20 protein-coding genes are annotated in these 20,602 nt (G+C 65.7%); 6 read left to right on the top strand and 14 right to left on the bottom strand.

The window, feature by feature from the left end:
- Positions 1–6 precede the first annotated feature (6 nt).
- The 3 genes from ACAG24_RS00680 to ACAG24_RS00670 form a co-directional block, all read right to left on the bottom strand.
- On the bottom strand, positions 7–1,098 hold the full coding sequence (locus ACAG24_RS00680) for a sensor domain-containing diguanylate cyclase (RefSeq protein WP_370470777.1): 1,092 nt from the start codon (positions 1,096–1,098) through the stop codon (positions 7–9).
- Positions 1,099–1,192: 94 nt separating this feature from the next.
- On the bottom strand, positions 1,193–1,702 hold the full coding sequence (locus ACAG24_RS00675; protein ID WP_370470776.1) for a cupin domain-containing protein: 510 nt from the start codon (positions 1,700–1,702) through the stop codon (positions 1,193–1,195).
- A gap of 10 nt (positions 1,703–1,712) precedes the next feature.
- Positions 1,713–2,069: a cutinase family protein gene (locus ACAG24_RS00670; RefSeq protein WP_370470775.1), complete on the bottom strand. Its 357-nt coding sequence runs from the start codon at positions 2,067–2,069 to the stop codon at positions 1,713–1,715.
- Positions 2,070–2,387: 318 nt separating this feature from the next.
- Between ACAG24_RS00670 and ACAG24_RS00665 the strand changes: the two genes are divergently transcribed.
- Positions 2,388–3,164 (top strand): isocitrate lyase/PEP mutase family protein, encoded by a 777-nt coding sequence (locus tag ACAG24_RS00665; protein ID WP_370471740.1) that lies wholly within the window; start codon positions 2,388–2,390, stop codon positions 3,162–3,164.
- An 18-nt stretch (positions 3,165–3,182) separates the two neighbouring features.
- On the opposite strand, the gene ACAG24_RS00660 is transcribed toward ACAG24_RS00665, so the two are convergent.
- The 6 genes from ACAG24_RS00660 to rpsF all read right to left on the bottom strand — a co-directional run bounded on the left by ACAG24_RS00660 (position 3,183) and on the right by rpsF (position 7,277).
- The gene (locus ACAG24_RS00660; RefSeq protein WP_370470774.1) at positions 3,183–3,623 is read right to left on the bottom strand and encodes a pyridoxamine 5'-phosphate oxidase family protein; all 441 of its coding nucleotides are present in this window, start codon (positions 3,621–3,623) and stop codon (positions 3,183–3,185) included.
- 97 nt (positions 3,624–3,720) lie between these two features.
- Entirely contained in the window at positions 3,721–5,109 is a 1,389-nt protein-coding gene (gene dnaB / locus ACAG24_RS00655) for a replicative DNA helicase (RefSeq protein WP_370470773.1), read from the bottom strand.
- A 494-nt stretch (positions 5,110–5,603) separates the two neighbouring features.
- Positions 5,604–6,053: a 50S ribosomal protein L9 gene (rplI, locus tag ACAG24_RS00650; RefSeq protein WP_370470772.1), complete on the bottom strand. Its 450-nt coding sequence runs from the start codon at positions 6,051–6,053 to the stop codon at positions 5,604–5,606.
- Between the two features lie 11 nt (positions 6,054–6,064).
- Positions 6,065–6,322: a 30S ribosomal protein S18 gene (gene rpsR / locus ACAG24_RS00645; protein WP_370470771.1), complete on the bottom strand. Its 258-nt coding sequence runs from the start codon at positions 6,320–6,322 to the stop codon at positions 6,065–6,067.
- 37 nt (positions 6,323–6,359) lie between these two features.
- Positions 6,360–6,872 (bottom strand): single-stranded DNA-binding protein, encoded by a 513-nt coding sequence (locus ACAG24_RS00640; RefSeq protein ID WP_370470770.1) that lies wholly within the window; start codon positions 6,870–6,872, stop codon positions 6,360–6,362.
- 114 nt (positions 6,873–6,986) lie between these two features.
- Positions 6,987–7,277, bottom strand: coding sequence for a 30S ribosomal protein S6 (gene rpsF, locus ACAG24_RS00635; RefSeq protein WP_370470769.1), 291 nt, complete (start codon positions 7,275–7,277; stop codon positions 6,987–6,989).
- A gap of 176 nt (positions 7,278–7,453) precedes the next feature.
- Here rpsF and ACAG24_RS00630 point away from each other — a divergent pair, with 176 nt between their 5' ends.
- A complete protein-coding gene (locus ACAG24_RS00630; RefSeq protein ID WP_370470768.1) occupies positions 7,454–7,999 on the top strand; it encodes a hypothetical protein in 546 nt (181 codons plus the stop codon).
- Here ACAG24_RS00630 and ACAG24_RS00625 read toward each other — a convergent pair.
- From ACAG24_RS00625 to ACAG24_RS00615, 3 genes are read right to left on the bottom strand one after another with little or no spacing between them, the layout of a single operon-like run.
- Positions 7,974–9,599, bottom strand: coding sequence for a glycosyltransferase family 87 protein (locus ACAG24_RS00625; RefSeq protein ID WP_370470767.1), 1,626 nt, complete (start codon positions 9,597–9,599; stop codon positions 7,974–7,976). The two genes, ACAG24_RS00630 and ACAG24_RS00625, sit on opposite strands and share 26 nt — an antisense overlap.
- A complete protein-coding gene (locus ACAG24_RS00620; RefSeq protein ID WP_370470766.1) occupies positions 9,596–12,145 on the bottom strand; it encodes a transglycosylase domain-containing protein in 2,550 nt (849 codons plus the stop codon). Before ACAG24_RS00620 ends, ACAG24_RS00625 begins: the two co-directional genes overlap by 4 nt.
- Positions 12,138–12,572, bottom strand: coding sequence for a DUF5318 domain-containing protein (locus tag ACAG24_RS00615; protein ID WP_083142634.1), 435 nt, complete (start codon positions 12,570–12,572; stop codon positions 12,138–12,140). The genes ACAG24_RS00620 and ACAG24_RS00615 overlap by 8 nt, the downstream gene beginning before the upstream one ends.
- A 133-nt stretch (positions 12,573–12,705) precedes the next feature.
- Between ACAG24_RS00615 and ACAG24_RS00610 the strand changes: the two genes are divergently transcribed.
- The 3 genes from ACAG24_RS00610 to ACAG24_RS00600 all read left to right on the top strand — a co-directional run bounded on the left by ACAG24_RS00610 (position 12,706) and on the right by ACAG24_RS00600 (position 15,397).
- Positions 12,706–13,581 (top strand): DUF1707 SHOCT-like domain-containing protein, encoded by an 876-nt coding sequence (locus ACAG24_RS00610; RefSeq protein ID WP_370470765.1) that lies wholly within the window; start codon positions 12,706–12,708, stop codon positions 13,579–13,581.
- Positions 13,582–13,699: 118 nt separating this feature from the next.
- On the top strand, positions 13,700–14,245 hold the full coding sequence (locus ACAG24_RS00605; protein WP_370470764.1) for a PadR family transcriptional regulator: 546 nt from the start codon (positions 13,700–13,702) through the stop codon (positions 14,243–14,245).
- A 63-nt stretch (positions 14,246–14,308) separates the two neighbouring features.
- The gene (locus ACAG24_RS00600; protein ID WP_370470763.1) at positions 14,309–15,397 is read left to right on the top strand and encodes an inositol-3-phosphate synthase; all 1,089 of its coding nucleotides are present in this window, start codon (positions 14,309–14,311) and stop codon (positions 15,395–15,397) included.
- Between the two features lie 35 nt (positions 15,398–15,432).
- Here ACAG24_RS00600 and ACAG24_RS00595 read toward each other — a convergent pair whose 3' ends face one another.
- Positions 15,433–16,623: an enhanced intracellular survival protein Eis gene (locus tag ACAG24_RS00595; protein ID WP_370470762.1), complete on the bottom strand. Its 1,191-nt coding sequence runs from the start codon at positions 16,621–16,623 to the stop codon at positions 15,433–15,435.
- 67 nt (positions 16,624–16,690) lie between these two features.
- Between ACAG24_RS00595 and ACAG24_RS00590 the strand changes: the two genes are divergently transcribed.
- Positions 16,691–17,587, top strand: a complete 897-nt coding sequence (locus tag ACAG24_RS00590; protein ID WP_370470761.1) for an Rv0045c family esterase — start codon at positions 16,691–16,693, stop codon at positions 17,585–17,587.
- Here the strand turns inward: ACAG24_RS00590 and ACAG24_RS00585 are convergent.
- Complete coding sequence (locus ACAG24_RS00585) at positions 17,584–20,481, bottom strand: Ig-like domain-containing protein (RefSeq protein ID WP_374150752.1); 2,898 nt, start codon at positions 20,479–20,481, stop codon at positions 17,584–17,586. The two genes, ACAG24_RS00590 and ACAG24_RS00585, sit on opposite strands and share 4 nt — an antisense overlap.
- Between the last annotated feature and the right edge of the window lie 121 nt (positions 20,482–20,602).

Raw genomic sequence — 20,602 nt, 5'->3', positions numbered from 1 at the left:
GCGGGCTCACGCCCCGCTGGGGGTCATCGTCACCCGGTTGCGACCGGTCTGCTTCGCGCTGTACAGCGCTTGGTCTGCGGACTGGAGTAGGTCCCGCGGCGAGGCAGACTCCGCGCCGGTGGCGGCCACACCGATGCTGATCGTGATCGCGCGTTTCGGCCATGGCGCCCTCTGCACGGCACGCCGAAACCTCTCCGCAAGCACGAACGCGCCTTTGCAGGTGGTCTCGGGCAGGACAACCGCGAATTCTTCGCCGCCATATCGGAACAGGGAGTCCGACGCTCGCAGTTCGGACTGCAGCAGGTGCGCTACCGAGCGGAGCACTTCGTCGCCGGCAGGATGACCGAAGTCATCGTTGAAGGATTTGAAGCGGTCGACGTCGATCATGAGCAACGACAACGTCGTCCGTCGTGATTGCGCACGCATGAACTCTTCTTCGACCGTGAGGTCGAAGGAACGCCGATTCTTCAGGCCGGTGAGCACATCGGTGACCGACTGGGACTCCAGGTGCACCCTCACCTTCTCGATATCACGCTGGTACTCCTGCAGGAGCTCGACGTACCTCTCCTGGTCCAGAACGGCCTGCTCGAGGGTCGCGATACTGCGACGAAGCTCCAGTTGCACGATGATCTCGCGGGAGAGGATTTCCAGCGCCTCGCGTTGGGTGTCGCTCAAATGGCGAGGCTCCCGGTCGATCACGCAGATCGTGCCCAGCGCCTCACCCGTCGGTGCCACCAGCGGTGCGCCCGCATAGAAACGGATCCCGGGATCGCCGGTCACCAGGGGGTTCGCGGCAAAGCGTTGGTCCGCGGTGGCGTCCTCCACCGTCATCACCTCGCCGGGATCCATGATCGCGTGCGCGCAGAATGCCTGTGACCGGGGTGTTTCGCTGACACCCAGGCCCACATTCGCCTTGAACCACTGACGGTGGTCGTCGAGCAACGTGATGAGCGCGATCGGCGTCCCGCAGATCGCCGACGCAAGTTTCGCGAAGTCGTCGTATGCCTGCTCCGGCAGCGAGTCCATGATGTTGTAGTCGGCGAGAACTTGTAGGCGCTTGTCTTCGTTCGCGGGTACCGGAAATCCGTTGTCGGACATGTGCGCCCCCCTCCACGCCAGCAAAGCTGAATTTTAGCGCGGCCCGCGGCGCAGCCTGGCGCATTCGACGCTTGTCCTGCCGGCCCGGTACAGCTCAGAGGAAAAAACTGTCGTGGCGTTCGTTCCATTCGATGCGCTGCTCGTCGGTCAACTCCGCAAGATGCTTGAGGCCCTCGAAATAGGCTTCCCGCGGTGCGCCGGGGGTGAACAGAATCAGGAACTCAGCAGGGGCGTCGGTGTCGTTGCGGAAGCCGTGGATGCCCCCGGGCGGGACGTACAGGAGGTCACCCTGTTTCGCATCGACCCATCCGTCGACGTCATACAAGCGCATTCCGCCCGACAGGACATAGAACACCTCAGAGATGGCTTTGTGATAGTGCGCGGCGGCGCCGGCAGCGCGCGGCCCCAGTTCGACGCGGTACAGACCGTAGTCCCCCGCCGACATCCTTTGATCCACCAAATAGTGGAACTTCGACGTTCCTACGGCGTAATCCTCGGGCGCATCACCGCGTCGCACGATCGCGCTGGTTTCCGGCTCGCCATCGAACCGGGCCGGCGGGTATGGCGGGACATCCATGATGGTGTCCGGGTTCCACAGTAACATGCTCTCTCCCTCAGTACTTGTCGTGCATCTCGGTCGCCGCCTGATCCGCCATACCGTTGACCGCGTACAGACTGTGCGCCGCCCGGTCGAGGCCGCCGGCCTCACACACCCGGTCGCGGGGCGCACACAGATCGAGCGTCTTGCCTGCAAAGGCGGCGGCGGGCGCAAGAGCCAGCCCGTCGGGAATCCTGTCCAAGGTCACATAGGCGTTGACCGCTGCGCCTTGGGAGTAACCGCCCAGAATGACCTGCGTGTCCGGGCATGACACCACCACACGTCGGATTCTGTTGCTGGAGTCCATGATTCCGTCGACGGCCCGCGCGAAGTCGAGCGATGCCGGGTGCCGCATCAGTGGGGTTGCGCGCACTGGGTTCTCCTGGATTCGTCTTGTCCTCGACCAGCTCGGAAGCGGGCTGCATGCGGACGGCCCGCGCCCGCTGCGCTCACCGCACCGGCGTCACCTCAATTCGGGGACGTCTCGATGATGGCGTTCACGGCGCCATCCAGGGACCACGGAAAACCCGTAGTCTGCCGCCGGCCATACGGGCTGGGCTGCGACGTCGGCAGCTGTTGGTCACCACGTGCGGTCGCGGCGGCGCTCTTATGATCGACGGAGGTCATCGGACTGCTCTTCGGGGCCAGTGCATTTAGATGTTTCAGGAAAGAGAGGACGATGAACCCATCGCTGAGCGGCGATCTCGCCGGCCGCGCCACTTCACTGTTGGATTTGCACCGGCCGGGCGACCCGGTCGTGATGCCCACCGTCTGGGACGTGTGGTCAGCGCAGGTGGCTGCCGACGCCGGTTTCGCGGCGCTGTCTGTGGGAAGCAAACCCCTTGCGCATTCGATGGGTAAGACCGACCACGAGGGGATGCAGTTCGAGGATGTGCTCGGTCGCGTCGCGCAGATCACTGCCGCGGTCGATGTTCCGGTGTCGGTCGATGTCGAGTCGTGCTACGGCGTGAGTGCCGACCGTGTGGTCGGCCGCCTACTGGAAGCGGGGGCGGTGGGACTCAATGTGGAGGACACGGTGCACAGCGAGGCCGGACGACTCCGCACGTCCGCTGAGCAGGCCGAATTGGTGGCCGCACTGCGCACCGCCTCAGACAGGGCCGGCGTGCACATGGTGCTCAACGCCCGGACCGACGTGATTCTGCATCAACTCGGCGACGAGTCCGACAGAATTGAACGTGCGATCGCCCGGTTGCGTGATGCTGCCGACGCCGGGGCCGACTGCCTCTACCCCATCGGGCTTCATGATGAGGACACCCACCGGCGTCTGGCCGCCGAGCTGCCCTTGCCGGTCAATGCCGTTGTGCGACCGGACGAGCACGATCTGAGTGTGCTGGCGGCGCTGGGGATAGCGCGGATCAGTTTCGGTCCGTTCCTGCAAACTGCTCTGACTGCCAGGATGCAGGACATCCTGAAGCACTGGGGTTCGGATCGACCGCCGGCATCCTGACCGGAGAGGGATCTGCGGCTAGTGGCCATCCGATGTCGAGTCGCCGTAATCCCACGACCGGGTCCGCACGGGGGTCACGTAGATGTAGGTGGCGCCCGGTCTCGGCTCGACAGGCAGCTCGGACTCTGGCACGCCGCGCATGCGGCCACCGTGCCGTGCTAGTTCCAACGTTTCGCCGGCTTCGCGAACAATGCGCGCGTGTCCCTGGAGCATCACTCCGCGGATGTCCGCCATGGTTGAGCCGTCTTCGACCATGATGCTCACGTTCGGATTGCGTTCTACGTTGACCACTTTCTGCGTGCCATCGCGCACGCCCATGACGACATCACCGCCGAGCCGGAAGTATCCCAGCGGCACCGTGTGTGGGAAGCCGTCTTTGTCGATGGTGGTCAGAATCGCCCACCCCGGACGGCTGTCGAGAAACGCTGTGATCTCGTCGTCGGTGAGTTTGCGCGGCATACGACGAGGTTACGTGCACCGCCCACCCGACTTCCGAACCACCTCAGACACCTTCAGAACACACCGCCGGGCTTGCCTACCCGGACAGCGAATGCCGTTAGCGCGCCATGTTCGAGAAGCGCGACAGATGCAGCTGGTGGGCAACGGTGACCGTCCGGGTCGGACCGGCGCGGTGCTTCGCCACGATCAGGTCCGCCTCGCCACCGCGGGGGTCGTCGGATTCGAATGCGTCCGGCCGGTGAAGCAGGATCACCAAATCCGCATCCTGCTCGATCGATCCCGATTCGCGTAGGTCCGACAGCATCGGCTTCTTGTCGGTTCTCTGCTCGGGGCCACGGTTCAGCTGGCTCATCGCCACCACGGGTACCTCGAGCTCCTTGGCCAAAAGCTTGATCTGCCTTGAGAACTCGGACACTTCCTGCTGGCGCGACTCGACCTTCTTACCCGAGGTCATCAGCTGCAGGTAGTCGATCACCACGAGGCGCAGATCGGCCTTCTGCTTCAAACGCCGTGCCTTGGCGCGGATTTCCATCATCGTCAGGTTCGGTGAGTCGTCGATGTACAGCGGCGCTTCGCTGATCTCACTCATCCGGCGCGCTAGCTTCGTCCAGTCGTCGTCACTCATCCGACCGGAACGCATGTCGGCGAGTTTGATCTTCGCCTCTGCCGACAGCAGGCGCATCACGATCTCGGTCTTGCTCATCTCCAGCGAGAACACGATGCTCGGCAGCTGCTGTTTGATCGAGCACGACCGCATGAAATCCAAACCTAGGGTCGATTTCCCCATACCGGGACGCGCCGCCACAACGATCATCTGACCCGGGTGTAGGCCATTGGTCAGCTCGTCGAGATCGGTGAATCCCGTTGGCACGCCTTTGGAGATGCCGCCCTGCGAAGCGATCGAATCGATCTCGTCCATCGTCGGCTGGAGGATCTCCTCCAGCACCACGTAATCCTCAGAGGCTTTGCGCTCGGTGACGTCGTAGATCTCCGCCTGTGCCCGGTCCACGATCTCGTTGACGTCGGCACCGTCGGCACCGGCGTAGCCGTACTGCACGACGCGCGTGCCCGCCTCCACGAGGCGGCGCAGCAGAGACTTCTCCGCGACGATCTCGGCGTAGTAGCCCGCGTTGGCCGCCGTCGGCACCGTCGAGATCAGGGTGTGCAGATAGGGCGCCCCGCCGACCCGGCGCAGCAGCCCGCGGCGGTCGAGTTCCGCAGCGACGGTCACGGCGTCGGCCGGCTCTCCCCGTCCATACAGATCGAGGATCGCGTCGTAGACGAGTTGGTTGGCGGGCTTGTAGAAGTCACCGGGGCGGAGCTTCTCCAGGACGTCGGCGACGGCATCCTTGCTCAGCAGCATTCCGCCCAGCACGGCCTGTTCGGCAGCGGCGTCCTGCGGGGGCTGGCGGCCGAAATCCTCGCTCGGGGGCGGCTCCATCTGTGTGGGATCTCCGGACCGGCCACGATCATCGACGACAGCCACGCGGCGCCTCACCCTCCTCGATCGCATGTGAACAAACGTTCGAAGCCTACCGCCGCGATGCTAATAACAGCCTCCGACAAGCCCCCCGCCGGGAAGCGCAACCAACCCCGCGACGGCCAACGTTAGAGGTTGCTGGCGGAGGCGCAACCTCCCCTTGTTGATGACTCTGTGGATGACATGTGGATAGCTCAGGTGGACGATGTTGAGGGCCTGGGGAGAACCTGTTGATAAGCGTCCGCGTCAACCCTGTTTGGCCTGCTCAACGCACGATAGGTCGGTGCATAGGCTGTGGATGGGAAATTGCCCGGCGTGTCGTGTCCGGTTTCGGTGTCGGGCGTGTTGTGTTTCGCGGTAGGGCCGTGCAGGTTAACAGCAGGTTAGGTTCGCTGGGATTGCTTTGCGGTCAATTGTTCGCCGCTGAATACGACAACGGCCGGGTGTCGACCCGTAGGTCTCCACCCGGCCGCGTGAAGCCGGTGCTGAGGTGCGCGCGACTAGCCTTCGACGACGCTCAGCGACACCGTGGCATTCACATCGGGGTGCAGCCGCACCGTGACCGAGTGAGTGCCGGTGGTCTTGATGTGCGCCTTGGGCAGGCTCACCGTGCGCTTGTCGAGGTTCGGTCCGCCGGCCTTCTTGATGGCGCCGACGACGTCAGCCGCCGTGACCGAGCCGAACAGCCTTCCGGACTCGGCCTTGACGGAAAGCTCCACCGACTCGAGGCCTTCGAGGGCGGTCTTGAGCTCGTTGGCGTGCTCGAGGCTCTTGACGCCCTTCTGCTCCTGCGCACGACGGATGTCCTCCGCCTGACGCTCGGCGCCACGGGTGGCGACGATCGCGAGCCCACGGGGCAGCAGGAAGTTACGGCCGTAGCCGTCCTTGACCTCGACGGTGTCACCGGCCGAACCGAGGTGGTCGACCTCTGCGGTAAGAATCAGTTTCATTGTCTGCGTCCCTATCGCGTCGACGAGCTGAACGGCAGCAGGGCAACCTCGCGGGCGTTCTTGACCGCGATCGCGATGTCGCGCTGATGCTGGACGCAGTTGCCGGTCACCCGGCGGGCGCGGATCTTGCCCCGCTCGCTGATGTAGGTGCGCAGCAGCTGGGTGTCCTTGTAATCGATGTTCTGCCCCTTCTTCGAGCAGAACACGCACTTGCGAGTCTTGACCGGCTTCTCGGGAGCCGGGCGCCTCTTGGTCGAGGACTTGGCCATGTCTATCTCTTTCTGGAAATCACTGAATGTTGGTATGTCAGAAGGGCGGTTCGTCGTCGGCGCCGCCGAAGGAACCCGACGCGGGCGCGCTGCCCCACGGATCTTCCTGCGGTGCACTGCTGGCCGCGGGGCGCGAGTTGCCGCCCCCCGAGCCCGAACCGAATCCGCCGCCACCGCCGCCGCTGCGGCTGGCCTTGTTGACCTTCGCCGTCGCGTAGCGCAGCGAGGGACCGATCTCGTCGACCTCGAGCTCCATCACCGTGCGCTTCTCACCCTCGCGGGTTTCGAAGGAACGCTGCTTGAGCCGGCCGCTGACGATCACACGTGACCCACGAACCAGGCTCTCGGCGACGTTCTCGGCCGCTTCCCGCCAGATGTTGCAGCGGAGGAACAGCGCTTCGCCGTCCTTCCACTCGTTGGTCTGACGGTCGAACATGCGAGGCGTCGACGCGACCGTGAAGTTCGCGACGGCAGCGCCCGACGGCGTGAACCGCAGTTCGGGGTCGGCGGTCAGGTTTCCGATCACCGTGATGATGGTGTCACCAGCCACAAGGTCCTCCTGTGTGCTCGTTAGGCTTCGCGCAAGCGCTCTCGACGGCGTACGCGTGGACAGTCGCAGGCGAGCCTACGGAACTGCCCCGACGTGCACAGCCCGTCAACAGAGTTAGTGCTTTTCGGTCCGCATCACCTTGGTCCGCAGCACGGACTCGTTCAGGTTGAGCTGGCGGTCGAGCTCGGACACCGTCGCGGGCTCGGCCTTCACATCGAGAATGGCGTAGATGCCCTCGGCATGCTTGGCGATCTCGTAGGCGAGGCGCCGGCGGCCCCAGATGTCGACCTTGTCGACACTGCCCCCGTCCTTGCGGATGACGTTCAGGAACGTCTCCAACGACGGAGCAACGGTGCGCTCGTCGAGCGTGGGGTCGAGAATGACCATGATTTCGTATGGACGCATAAGGAACCCATCACCTCCTCTGGTCTGGTGCGGCCACGGGCTATCCGTGGCAGGAGGGTCGCCTGCGTCGGCAACCCGGCAAGGTTACAGGGACGGGCCCTGATCTGCGAAATCCGCATCCGTCACCGGCGCCCAGCGCGGTTACGCTGGAGCATCCGCACCTCACAAGGGGATCAGTGACCTCTCCGCCCGGCCAGCCGCCGAGTCATCGGCCCGGCTTCGCTCCCTATGCCTTCCGGCAACCGGCGCCGCGCCCTGCCCCGAGCAGCGTCACCGCCATCGTCGCCGCCGTGCTGGCCGGGCTCGGCGCGCTGGCATGCCTGAGCGGCGGTGTGTTCGGGATCCTCGACCTGGCCGGGGTCGACGCGTGGCGCGAGGGCTCGCGTGTTCGGACGTCGGTCGGGATCGCCGGCGGCCTGCTCCCCGTGCTCGTCCTCGGTGTCCTGCTCAACGTGGTCGCCGGGATGGTGCTGACGGCCGGGACGGTGATGTTGGCCCGGCGAAAGCTCTCCGGGCGCAAGCTGGTGGTCGGCGGGTGCGCGATCACGATCGGGGCAAGCCTGCTCAGCCTCGGTTACGTCACTGCGGCAACCACCCCGTACGGCGCTGTGGGCAGCAGCTGGTTCGCGCTGCTGGGCCTCATCTTTCCCATCGCGACGCTGGTGTCGGTTCTTCTGCCCTCGACCACCGCCTGGCTCAGAGCCCGGCGGGCGCCGGACTAGTCAGCGACCGGGGCCTCGGCCGCAGCCAGTCGGGCAGCCACCGCGGCGGATTGTCCGGCGCCCCGTCGAACACCCCTCCCGCGGGATCGTCTACTCCCCCACCTCGGACCAGATCCAGCTCGGGGCGGTAGATCTGGCGTATCACCAACGCGCACAACGTGATCACTGCGATATCGCGCAGCAGCACCGTCGCAGTGAACCACTGTTGCGGGAGGCCCATGTTCTGTTCGCCGAACAGGTACAGCATCCGAGGCACCCAGACCAGCATGTCGACGGTCATCCACGCCAGCAGGATCCGCCGGTGCGGCAGCGCGAGCACGGCCAGCGGAACCAGCCACAGCGAGAACTGCGGGCTCCACACCTTGTTGGTCAGCAGGAACGCCGCGACCACCAGGAACGCGATCTGCGCGACGCGGGGCCGCCGCGGCGCCGTCAACGCGATGTAGCCGATCGCGATGCAGCAGGCCGCGAACAGCGCCGCGGTGATCGTGTTCAGCACCACCGGCGGCTCCCAGAAGCCCAGGTCCGGGTCGAACCCTCGCCAGCCCGTGAACGTCTTGACGACGTTGTAGATCGAGTCCATGTCGTCGCCGCGGCGCGTGTTGAGCCGGAAGAACTCCGACCAGCCCCGGGGGAACAACACCATGATCGGCAGGTTCACCACCAGCCACGCCACCCCCGCCGTGATCGCCGTCTTGGCGATCTCGCGCGTCCGTCCGGTGCGCAACGCCAACAGCGTCAACGGCACGAGCAGCAGCAGCGGATACAGCTTGGCTGCGACACCGAGCCCGATCAGAACGCCGGCGAGCATCGGTCTTCGCCGCGCCCATGCGAGCAGCGCGCATGCCGCGAAAGCCGTTGCCAGAGCATCGAAGTTGGTGAAGATCTGGAAGACGACGATCGGTGAGGCGGCCAGCATCGCGGCGTCCCAGATCCGTCGCGGCCCGGCCAGCATCGCCGTCGCCCACAGCGTGGTCAGCCACGCCAGCGCGAGCCCGAACGCGGCGATGTTGAAGAACATCACGACCTCGGCGACGATCGGCACCGACGCCAGTTTTGTCACCGCCGTGTACGTCTTGGCCAGCGACATCGACAGGTACTGGTACATCCCGGTCAACACCGGATACTCCATGTAGCGCACCGCGGGTGTGCCGTCGTACTGGACATGGGGCTCGCCCTGGGCGTCGGTCTCCACCCAGCTGGACTTGTACGGGAACTTGCCGAGGTTCAGCAGTTCCGCCGTATACAGCGGGACGGTGTCCGAGTAGCAGAGCTCGTAGTACGCGCGCTGGTTCTCCCAGTTCGCGACGCGCTGGTCAGCGGTGCCCGACCCGGTGCTCTGTAGGCAAGCGGCCTTGGTCGAGTACCCGAGCGCGAGAAATATCAGCGCGATGATCATCATGACGCGCAGCGGCGTCAGGAACCGGGTTCGTCCGATCAGTGCGTGCCTGCCGACCGGCCCGCCGATCGTGTCCGCGAACGCCGCACCGAGAGTGTCTGTGCGACTGGGCAGATCACGGTCGTCGAAGCTGCGCACGTTGCCCGCCAGAGGTGCGGGTGAGGTACGCGCAGCCTCGTCGTCGACGTCGGCTGCCGTCACGGAGGCGGCGGCAGACCGGGCGGCACCGGCGCGCCTGGGGCGCCGACGGGCGCTCCGGGCGGCGGAACCGTCTGCTGTCCCGGCGGGGCTCCCGGCACCGGCGAAGCTCCCGGCGCCGGCGGAGGTCCGACGGGAACGGTGGTCGGCGGGCCCCACGGGATCGTGATGCCCGGCGCGATCTCCAGCGTCGGTTGGATCACCGATTCCGACGGTGTCGGCGGTGCGGTCGACGACGGCGGCGGAGGCGGAGGCGGTGCCTGCGGCACGCCGGCGTATCCGCCGATCTCCTCGGGCTTCGGGAACGTCTCGTTGTCGGTGCCGTCGAGGGCCTCGTCCATCGTGGACTTCCAGATCTGGCCCGGCAGACCCGATCCGTACACCGAGCCGCCCGACTCGTTGATCAGCGGCTTGGTGCCGTCCGTGGTGCCCACCCAGACGGCGGTGGACAGCGACGGCGTGAAGCCGACCATCCAGGCGTCGCGGTTCTCGCCGGTGTCACCGAGCTGGTTGGTACCGGTCTTGGCAGCAGACGGACGACCGCCCGCAAGGCCCCTGCCGGAGTAGCCGGCGATGGGCTGCATCGCGGCGATGACGTTCTCAGCCACCGCCTTGTCGATGCGCTGCTCGCCGCTGTTGTCCTCCTGGCTGGCGTCGAAGAGCACCTGCCCTTCGGCGTTGACGACCTTCTGCACGAAGTGCGGCTTGTGATAGGTCCCCGACGCCGCGATGGTGGCGTACGCCGACGCCATGTCGATCACGCGCGACTGGTACTGCCCCAGCACGATGCCGTTGTTGGGCGGGCCGCCCTGACCGTCCTCGGACAGCGTGTGTTCCACACCGGGGAAGCTCTCGGCGACGCCGGCCTGATGGGCCGCGTCCGCGACGTCCTGAGGACCGTTGTTCAGCTGCAGCATCAAGCGGTAGTAGCTGGTGTTCAGCGACCGCTTCAACGCCTCGGCGATGTTGCACGTGCCGCACCCGCCGCCTTCGACGTTGGTGATCTTGATGCCGTTGACGTCGAGGGGCGAGCTGTCGACCTGGTAGCCCAGGCCCATTCCCTGCTGCAGGGCGGCGACCAACGCGAACACCTTGAACGACGATCCCGTGGGCAACCCGGCCTGCGCGAAGTCGAACCCGTTCGCATCCGAGCCGCCGTAGTAGGCCTTGACACCGCCGGTCTTCGGATCGATCGACACGACCGCGGTGCGCATGTCCGGGTCCTGCCCCTCCATGTACTCGTTGACCGAGTCCACCGCGGCGGCCTGTGCCTTCGGGTCGATGGTCGTCGTGATCTGCAGGCCTTCGGTGTTCAACGCCTGCTCGTTGATGTCGAAAATCGACAGCAGTTCGTCGACGACCTGGCGTTCGATCAGGCCGTTGGGACCTGTCGTCTGGTTCTGGTTGTTCGCCTGATCCGGCGGGATCGTCGCCGGGAACACCTGCGCTGCCCGCTCCTCCGGCGACAGCGCGCCGATCTCGACCATGCCGTCGAGAACCCAGTTCCACCGGATCGCCGACGCCTCCGGGTCGACGGCCGGGTCGAGCACCGAGGGACGCTGGATCAGCGCCGCGAGCAGCGCGCCCTCGGCGACGTTGAGCTGCTCGACGGGCTTGCCGAAATAGGACTGCGCGGCCGCGGCAACGCCGTAGGAGCCGCGACCGAAATAGATGATGTTCAGGTACGACTCAAGGACCGTGTCCTTGGACCATTCGCTGGACATCTTGGTGGAGATGACCAGCTCCTTGGCCTTGCGGATCACGCCGCCGACACCGGATCGGGCGTCACCGACCAGCGCGTTCTTCACATACTGCTGCGTGATCGTCGACCCGCCCTGGAGGTCGCCACCGAACACATTGTTCTTGAACGCGCGCAGGAACCCGGTGAACGAGAATCCGGGATTGGAGTAGAAGTCGCGGTCCTCGGCAGCCATCACCGCGTTGCGCAGCGGCACCGGGATCTGGTCGATCTTGACATCGACCCGGTTTCCTTCCGGCGGCACGATCTTGGCGATCTCACTGCCGTCGCTGGCAAGAATCGTCGACACCTGCGCGGTGCGGATGTCCCCCGGCTTGGGAACGTCGACGATCATGTACGCCATCCCGAAGGTCAGCAGCGGCAGCACGATCAGCGCGACCGCAGCGATGAGCGACCCGCGGCGCACCCACTTCCAGTTGATCTGCTCGCGCAGGGTGCGCTTCTGCGGACCCGTCGGACCCCCGTCGTACGGGCCTCCGCCGCCCGGCGGGCGACCACCCGGCGGCAGTGGCGGCTTTCTCGGCGGGCCGGACCCTGGGCGCGTCTCGCGCGGACGCTCGAGCGCCCGTTTCACCGCGTCGATCGGGTCCCCGGTCGGAGGCGGTGCGCCGTCACGCACGGGCGGCAGGATCGCGGTGCGCCGGTCGTCCGGCGGCAAGGCAGGGGGACGGTGCTGGGCATCCGGGCGGGCCGGCCGGTTCACGGGTCTTCTCGCGCCCACGCTGTCGGCCGCCCGCTGCCCGTCGCGGGCATCTCTGGCTGACCGGTCGTGGCGCCCTTCGCTATTCACTGGCCGTGCGCGCTGCACCGCGCGCGGTCTGGGTGCGGCGCGGCCCCCGTGACCCCTTCGGGGGTGGAACCGCTCCGAGCACATAGGACTTGACCAAGTGATTCCAGCTGCAGGTGCGACATACCTCCACCACGTGTACCGAGAACTCGTCGTATTTGGTGGCCAGCAGGACCAACTCCTCTGCGGTGCGGGCGGATCCGGACACCGCGCCGAGATGGTCGCCGAACACCCACGACACCAATGTCAACTGCTCCTTGCGGCATATCGGGCACATCACCGAACTGGGCTTGCCGTGGAACTTGGCTGCTCGAAGCAGGTACGGATTCGCATCGCAGACCTCCGAGACGCCGGTGCGCCCCGAGTACACCTCGGCCAGCAGGGAGCGCCGCCGCAGGGCGTAATCCACCACCTGTCGCTGCAATCGCACGAGGACCAGAGTACGTCGGCGGGTCAGGCACCGAGGCTCGACGTACGTCCCGAGATCGCATCGACACGGTGGGAAACCGGTCGCAATCGAGTCTGGCCTGCGCGGAAGGTGAGCCAGCTCTTACGATCTGCTCGTGGCTTCGGGCAGCTCAGGGCGTCGCACCTCGTGGACGCGGGCAAAAGACAGCGATCGCAACGAGACGTGCCAAATCCTCGACACGGCCCTGGCCGACGGCCAGCTGTCGATGGCCGAGCACGGCGAACGGGTGAAATCCGCGACCACCGCCTCGACGCTGGGTCAGCTGCAGGATCTGGTGTCGGATCTGCAGACCAACAAGACGATCTCGCAGACGCCGCTGCTCAAGAAGGCGGTCAGGCGTCCGACGATGCGTCCGGGCTGGGGAGTCAAGGCCGCGATGGCCGGCGTGCTGATCGTGCTCGGGGTGGCGATCGGGTGGGGGCTCTACGGCAACACCTCGTCGCCGCTGAGCTTCGAGTCCGACCCCGGCGCCAAGGACGACGGCATTCCCGCCCAGGTGCTGACCCCACCGCGCCAGCTGCAGTCGCTGGGGGGATTCAAGGGCCTGTTCGAGCAGATGCGGCAGAAGTTCGGCAGCACGATGGGCTACGAACTCGACATTCACAGCGACATCGCCTACCTCGATCGGCCCGACCCGCAGGACAACCGCCGCAGCCTCGACTATCAGTACCGCGGCGGCTGGGGTGACCCCAGCAGCTCGCCCTCGACCGTCAGCGCCGACGCCAAGCTGGTCGACCTGTCGAAGTTCGACTACGAGAAGACGCTCGCGATCGTGCGCGGTGCGCCCGACACCGTCGGCGTCGCCCGTGCGGACGTCACCGATGTCTGGCTGCGGATCGAAGCCGCCGAGGATCCCGCGACACCCGATGCGGTCAACGTCGAGATCGTCGTGAGCAGCGACTTCGGCGGCGGACGTATCGAGCTCTACCCCAACGGCGACACCAAGGCCATCTGGCCCGCCAACCCCTGAGCTGGCGTTTTGTCCCACTCCGCGGCCCACTTGTGGCACTCAATATATCGGCGCGATACTATTGCCCGACGTGTTGGACCGTCGTAGCGACGCATATATCCCTAGAGGAGGTTCCCAGATGCTCGAGCTCGCCATTCTGGGCCTGCTCCAGGAGTCGCCGATGCACGGCTACGAGCTGCGCAAGCGGCTGACCGGTCTTCTGGGCGCCTTCCGCGCGTTCTCCTACGGCTCGCTGTACCCGGCTCTGCGCCGGATGCAGACCGATGGGCTGATCGTCGAGGACTCCGCTCCCGAGGGCGTGGTCAAGGTGCGACGGGCGCGACGGGTCTACCAGCTGACCGAGTCGGGCAAGCAGCGCTTCACCGAACTCGTGGCCGACACCGGCCCACAGAACTACTCCGACGACGGCTTCGGAGTTCATCTCGCATTTTTCAACCGCACCCCGGCCGAGGCCAGGATGCGGATCCTGGAGGGCCGTCGCCGCCAGGTCGAGGAACGTCGCGAAGGCCTGCGTGAAGCAGTGGCGCGGGCCAGCAGCTCATTCGATCGGTACACCCGGCAGCTTCACCAGCTGGGACTCGAATCCAGTGAGCGCGAAGTGACCTGGCTCAACGAGTTGATCGCGGCGGAGAAGTCGGCGCAGGGGCGCGCCGAACAACCGTGAACATCCGGCGAGCAGCCGTAACACCGAAATCAAGCAGTGAAGTTAGGACAAGGAGAAGCCGTCATGACCGCAAGCAATGACGTCCGGGTCGCGATCGTCGGCGTGGGCAACTGCGCGTCCTCGCTCGTGCAGGGTGTTCAGTACTACAAGGACGCCGACGAGAACGCCAGCGTTCCCGGCCTGATGCACGTCAAACTCGGCGCGTACCACGTTCGCGACGTCAAGTTCGTCGCCGCGTTCGACGTGGACGCCAAGAAGGTCGGCTTCGACCTGTCGGAGGCGATCTTCGCCTCCGAGAACAACACCATCAAGATCGCCGACGTGCCGCCGACCGACGTCGTCGTGCAGCGCGGCCCGACCCTCGACGGCATCGGCAAGTACTACGCCGACACCATCGAGATCTCCGACGCCGAGGCCGTCGACGTGGTGAAGGTCCTCAAGGACGCCCAGGTCGACGTGCTCGTGTCCTACCTGCCGGTCGGATCCGAAGAGGCCGACAAGTTCTACGCCCAGTGCGCCATCGACGCCGGTGTCGCGTTCGTCAACGCACTTCCCGTCTTCATCGCCTCGGATCCCGTGTGGGCCAAGAAGTTCGAGGACGCCGGTGTTCCGATCGTCGGCGACGACATCAAGAGCCAGATCGGCGCCACCATCACCCACCGCGTGATGGCCAAGCTGTTCGAAGACCGTGGCGTCACGCTGGACCGCACCTACCAGCTCAACGTCGGCGGCAACATGGACTTCCTCAACATGCTCGAGCGCACCCGCCTCGAGTCCAAGAAGGTGTCCAAGACCCAGGCCGTCACCTCCAACCTCTCCGGCTCGCTGGCCGGCAAGGTCGAAGACAAGAACGTCCACATCGGCCCGTCGGACCACGTCGCGTGGCTCGACGACCGCAAGTGGGCCTACGTCCGGCTCGAGGGTCGCGCGTTCGGCGACGTGCCCCTGAACCTGGAGTACAAGCTCGAGGTGTGGGACTCCCCCAACTCGGCCGGCGTCATCATCGACGCGGTCCGTGCCGCCAAGATCGCCAAGGACCGCGGTATCGGTGGCCCGATCGAGGCTGCCTCGGCCTACCTGATGAAGAGCCCGCCCAAGCAGCTGGCCGACGACCTCGCCCGCGTGCAGCTGGAGGAGTTCATCGAGGGCTGAGACCCAGGCTGACACCGTGTGTCGCCGTTCTACTGTCAGAAGGGGAAGCCGAGTTCGGCGGGGACATCCGACGCGAACGCGTCATCCAACGCCCGGATCGCCGACGGATCACCCGTGAGCCGGTGGGCCGCGGCGAACGACGACGCCCGGTGCGCGCCGAGATAGAGACTGCCGAGCACGGAAAGGCTCGCCTGCACGTCGGCGGGCTTCTCGGTCGGCGCGCAACGGGCTCGACCCTCGCGGATGTCGAGCGCGAATCGGCCGCCGCCGTCGAGCACCGGATCTGAAATATCCAGGACCACAGCGAGATCCGACGCGTAGGTGCGGGCCTGCAGCACGGCGGGGATGTCGAGCATCCGCAGCCACAACCCGTCTCCGACGTTGACGGTGCGCACCAAGCGGGGATCGGTCAGCAGGTACTGCAACAGGTTCCGCGGATGGGTGTCGATGCTGACCGTCTTCTTGAGATCCAGTCCGGCCAGTACCCGCCACAGCGCGATCTCGGCGAGCGGGGTGACCGCTGCGAACTTGGTGATGCTGACGTCCTTGTGCTCGTCGTCGCCGCGCACGCGGTACATGGCGAACCCGTCGGGGTGCAGCAGGCAGTAGAACGGCGTGCCGCCCTGCCGCGACGATTCCCGGTCGGCGAGGATCTCGTCCCATAGGCGGGTCGGTGTACGCAGCCCGCCGGGAGTCTGCAATCGCCACCGCTCGTAGATGTCCTCAAGCTGCGCACGGTGGTCGGTGGGCCGCACGACACGGACACCCCCCGGATCCGGCACCTCGGGATGGAACCGGGCCTGCGCGCGATCGAGTTCGAGGCTCTCCCACACCGTCGCGGGGCCGTAACCGAACCTGCCGTAGATCGCGGCCTCGCTCGCTTCCAATCCCGCGACGGGATACGCCGCCATTCGCCTGTGTAATTCGGCGAACATCCCACTCAACGCGCCGCGCCGGCGGTGCGTGGGAGCGACCGCCACCCAGGACACCCCCGCCATCGGCAGCACGGCGCCGCCCGGCACCGTGAGGGTGAGGTCGTAGAACACCGCCACTCCGACGACATCGTCCCCGTCGCACGCGACGACGGCGCCGTCCGCCGGCGTCATCGACCGCCAGACGGCGTTGGTCTCGTCGGGCCGCTCTACGCCGAAACCGGTGGCGGCCACGAGACCCATCGCGAGCCAATCGGAATCCTCGGCACTTCGAAACGTCAGCTCGTCTGCCACAGCTCCGACGGTGGCACACCGACACCTGAGAGCGCACCTCAATATCGGGAGTGCGTACTGTCAGACCATGGACGACGCCGATGACGAGCTGGCCAGCCTGTCCGAGTTCATCTTCCTTCAGGAGAACGCCCGCCAGGCGGGCGTGGCCGGACCACTGCCCCCGGTGACCCGTGTCGACGCCGGCCCGATCAGCGGGCTGAAGTTCGGCGACGACACGCCGCGTGTGGTGTTCCTGCACGGGGGCGGCCAGAATGCCCACACGTGGGACACGGTGATCATTGGACTCGGGGTTCCGGCGCTGGCTTTGGATCTGCCCGGACACGGCCGCTCGGGGTGGCGCGAGGACGGTGACTACGGGCCGAAGTTCAACGCCGAGGCGGTGGAACCGGTTGTCCGGGAGCTTGCCCCGAACGCCGAACTCGTGGTCGGGATGTCGCTGGGAGGTCTGACGGCATTGCGGCTGGCGGTGACCGCGCCCGACCTCGTGCCCAAGCTCGTCATGGTCGACGTGACGCCGTCCGCGCCCGAGCGTCACACCGAGATGACCGACGCCCAGAAGGGCACGGTCGCCCTCGTGCAGGGTGAGCGTACGTTCCCCACGTTCAACGCGATGCTCGAGGTGACGGTCGCTGCCGCACCCCACCGCGACCGGGAATCGTTGCGGCGCGGGGTTTTCCACAACGCCAAGCGACTCGACGACGGTACCTGGACATGGCGTTACGACAGCATCCGCAAAGGCGAGGGTTTCGAGGGCCTGTGGGATGACGTGCCGAAGCTCACCACCCCGACGACACTGATCCGCGGCGCGAACTCATTTTTCGTCAACGACGACGACGCCGCCGAATTCGCCCGCACCGCACCGGGTTTCCAGAAGGTGCACATCGTGGAGAACTCGGGCCACTCGGTGCAGAGCGACCAGCCGAAGCAGCTGGTCGCCCTGCTACGAGATGTTCTCGAAGGCTAGTCGGTGTCCGGCAGCGGAACGACGGTGTAGCCAAGGTCCTTCAGGATCGCGAGCTCGAGGTCGCTCAACGTCCAGATCTTCACACCGTCGGGGACCTCGGCGTTCATCATCTTCATGTCGTCACCGGTGAAGGTCGCGTCGTCGAGGTGGTGCACGGTGCTGCCACCGGCGAACTTTTCGGGCGTGAACACCGGAACCAACCCGCCGTACTCTTTGACAGCATTGGCTCCGCTGAAGTACAGGCCCCCGTACTGCCCGACGAGATGGTCGTCGTATGCGGAATTGAAGGTCGTGTCGCTGTTGTAGACCTTCTGCCCGTCTTTGGTCGTGATCATCGAGGCGTACAACATCCTTGTGCTGTTCGCATCGGTGATCGCGCCCCACCCGAACGAGTGCAGCACCTCGTGCATCATCGTGCCGACAAAGTCGACCTCGTCGCTGCCGACGATGTCCGTCAGCGCCCAGTTGTGCCCGAAGTTCACAGTGATACGACCGTCGGCCCCGCTGCCGTTCAGATCCTCCCCGGTGATGATCTCGTGCTGGATGAAGCTGCGGACGAAGCCGGGCTGTGCGGTGATCAACTCTCCCCGTGCTGACATCAGCGTCGGGCTGTTCGGGTTGTCGTCGGCGAAGACGTCATAGCTGAGCAGCACGGGCTTGTTCACTCGGAAGTACCAGATGAGTTCGTCCGTGGCCCGCTTGACGGCATCCAGACGCTCCTGCCGCCAGATCACGCCGTCGGGGTCGTCCTTGAAGTCGAACGTGAACTTGATGGCGCCCTGGTTGATCAGCTGGGAGCCGTCAGTACCCATGGGACGGAACAGGTTTACCAGGTTGATGTGCAGGCCCTCGTCGATCGCCCTGACTGTGAAGGTGTCGACGCCGTTGAAGTTCTCGTTCGGGGTGAACGTGTAGGTGCCGTCGGCGTGCAGCCGCAGCGAGCCCGTCTTCGGGCCCTCGACGATCCGGTAGGAGATGTCGTCCTCGTCGACGTCGTCCCCGTTGATGTTGCCCGTGATGGGACCGTCGACCACGCCGGTGATCTGAACCGGGTTCAGCGTGGGTGCCCGGTTGAACAACGCGCGGCGCATCGCGAAGAACGACTGCTCCAGCGAGAGTTTGGTCTGCGCGGAGACGTTCAGTTCGTCGATGCGCTTGATCGTGTCTTCAGTCCAGACATCGACAGGATCCACCGAATCTTCCTCATCTTGAGGCGGATTCGGCAGGGCGACGGCGTTGTAGCCGAGGTCTTTCAGGATCGCGATCTCGAGGTCGCTCAACGTCTGCCATTTGAGCCCGTCCGGTCGAATGGCATTCATCAACTGATAGTCGTCACCGACGAACGTGAAGTCGTCGAGATGATGAATGGAGCTGCCTCCCGCGAACGTCGCCGGCGTGTAGACCGGAACCAGACCGCCGTATTCTTCGACCGCGTTGGCACCACCGAAATAGAGCCCGCCGTTCTGACCGATCGCATTCGGGTTGTACGCCGGATTCCACGTCGTGTCGTCGTTGAAAGCGTGTTCGCGGTTCCTCGTCACGATGAACGACGAGTAGATCGCCCGCCTCAGGCCGGCGGCGCCCAAATTGCCCCAGCCCCACGAGTGCAGCAGCTCATGCATCATCACGCCGACGAAGTCCGACTCTTTCGGACCGATCACCGGACCCAACGACCAGTTCTTGCCGAAGTTCACGGTGATGTTGCCGTCGGCCGTGGCTCCGTTGGTGTCCTCGCCGGTGATGATCTCGTGCTGCGGTCGAGTACGGACAAAACCCGCCACCTCGGCCATCAGCTCGCCGCTGGCGCTGGCCAATGTCAGCGACGTCGGATCGTTGTAGACCACGACGTCGTAGGTCAGCACCACGGCCTTCGGGACACGCACATACCAGATCAGTTGGTCGGCAGCCTGCTGGAGGGCGGCGATGCGGGCAGGGGTCCATTGCTGCCTGTCCGGATCGTTGGTGAAGTTGAACTCGAATTTGACGGCACCCTGGTTGATCAGCGACGTGGCCCGAGTTCCCAAGGGACGGAACAGGTTCAACAGGTTGACATGGAGACCCGCGTCGATGGCGACGACGGTGAAGGTGTCCACTCCGGTGAAGTCGTCACCCGGTGTGTAGGTGTAGGTGCCGTCGGCGTGGAACCGCAGGGCACCGGCCTTGGGACCCTCGACGATCCGGTAGACGATGCGATCGTCGTCGGCGTCGTCCGCGTAGACCGCACCGGTGATCGGTCCGTCGATCACGCCGGTGATCTGCACCGGATCAACAGTCGGCGCCTGGTTGAAGAACGCCCGCCGCATGGCGTAGAACGACTCCTCCATCCGCAGCTTGCGCTGGTCCGACACCTGCAATGTGTCGATCCAGGCGATGTGACGCGTCGTCCAGTCGTCGAGGAACTGGGCGACGACGTCGCTCCACGGGGCAGGTGCGGTCTCGTCGTCCGCTTCGGGGCCGGCGTCTGAAGTCGTTGCCGTAGAGGTGGTTTCAGTTTCCACCGGGGCGCCGACGAGGTCCACCTCGTCGACCGAGGCCTCGATGTCCGGTTCGTCCATTGCCGGGGTCTCGGCCCCGGTGTCCTCGGTGTCTTCGGTGTCCTCGTCGGCTTCCTGCGCGTCGTCGAGATCGGCGGCGGCGTCGTCGTCGGCATCGTCGTCCGCATCTTCGGCGTTGTCAGCCTCCGACTCGTCACCGTCGTCTGTGTCGGATTCGGCGTCGTTCCCCGCTGTTCCCGCATCGCCGGAATCATCCGAGCTCGATGCCGACCGCCCCGCCCTGTCCGACTTGGTGGCATGGGAGGAATCCGACGATGCCGACGACTCGGCGCCGGTGTCAGCGCTCGCTGTGCCTGGGCCCGGGCCCACGAGGGTGAACCCCAGCAATGCCGCGCCCATACCCGCGGATGCGACGCCGAGCTGCAACCAGCGGCGAACCGGAAAATCATCCGATCTGCGATGTCGCCCAGAACGATGCGCCGACAGTGCGTTGTGGCGATGCGCAGCCATAATTTACCCC

Origin of the sequence: Mycobacterium bulgaricum, from assembly GCF_041287165.2 — a bacterium.
Lineage (GTDB): Bacteria > Actinomycetota > Actinomycetes > Mycobacteriales > Mycobacteriaceae > Mycobacterium > Mycobacterium bulgaricum.
Note: the sequence above shows the minus strand (reverse complement) of the source record. Positions and strands in the feature narration are given on the sequence as shown.

Excerpts from the sequence above, each read along its gene's own strand:
- ACAG24_RS00680 (WP_370470777.1), bottom strand. The coding sequence starts at position 1,098 with ATGTCCGACAACGGATTTCCGGTACCCGCGAACGAAGACAAGCGCCTA.
- ACAG24_RS00675 (WP_370470776.1), bottom strand. The coding sequence starts at position 1,702 with ATGTTACTGTGGAACCCGGACACCATCATGGATGTCCCGCCATACCCG.
- ACAG24_RS00660 (WP_370470774.1), bottom strand. The coding sequence starts at position 3,623 with ATGCCGCGCAAACTCACCGACGACGAGATCACAGCGTTTCTCGACAGC.
- rplI (WP_370470772.1), bottom strand. The coding sequence starts at position 6,053 with ATGAAACTGATTCTTACCGCAGAGGTCGACCACCTCGGTTCGGCCGGT.
- rpsR (WP_370470771.1), bottom strand. The coding sequence starts at position 6,322 with ATGGCCAAGTCCTCGACCAAGAGGCGCCCGGCTCCCGAGAAGCCGGTC.
- rpsF (WP_370470769.1), bottom strand. The coding sequence starts at position 7,277 with ATGCGTCCATACGAAATCATGGTCATTCTCGACCCCACGCTCGACGAG.
- ACAG24_RS00605 (WP_370470764.1), top strand. The coding sequence starts at position 13,700 with ATGCTCGAGCTCGCCATTCTGGGCCTGCTCCAGGAGTCGCCGATGCAC.
- ACAG24_RS00600 (WP_370470763.1), top strand. The coding sequence starts at position 14,309 with ATGACCGCAAGCAATGACGTCCGGGTCGCGATCGTCGGCGTGGGCAAC.
- ACAG24_RS00590 (WP_370470761.1), top strand. The coding sequence starts at position 16,691 with ATGGACGACGCCGATGACGAGCTGGCCAGCCTGTCCGAGTTCATCTTC.
- ACAG24_RS00585 (WP_374150752.1), bottom strand. The coding sequence starts at position 20,481 with ATGGGCGCGGCATTGCTGGGGTTCACCCTCGTGGGCCCGGGCCCAGGC.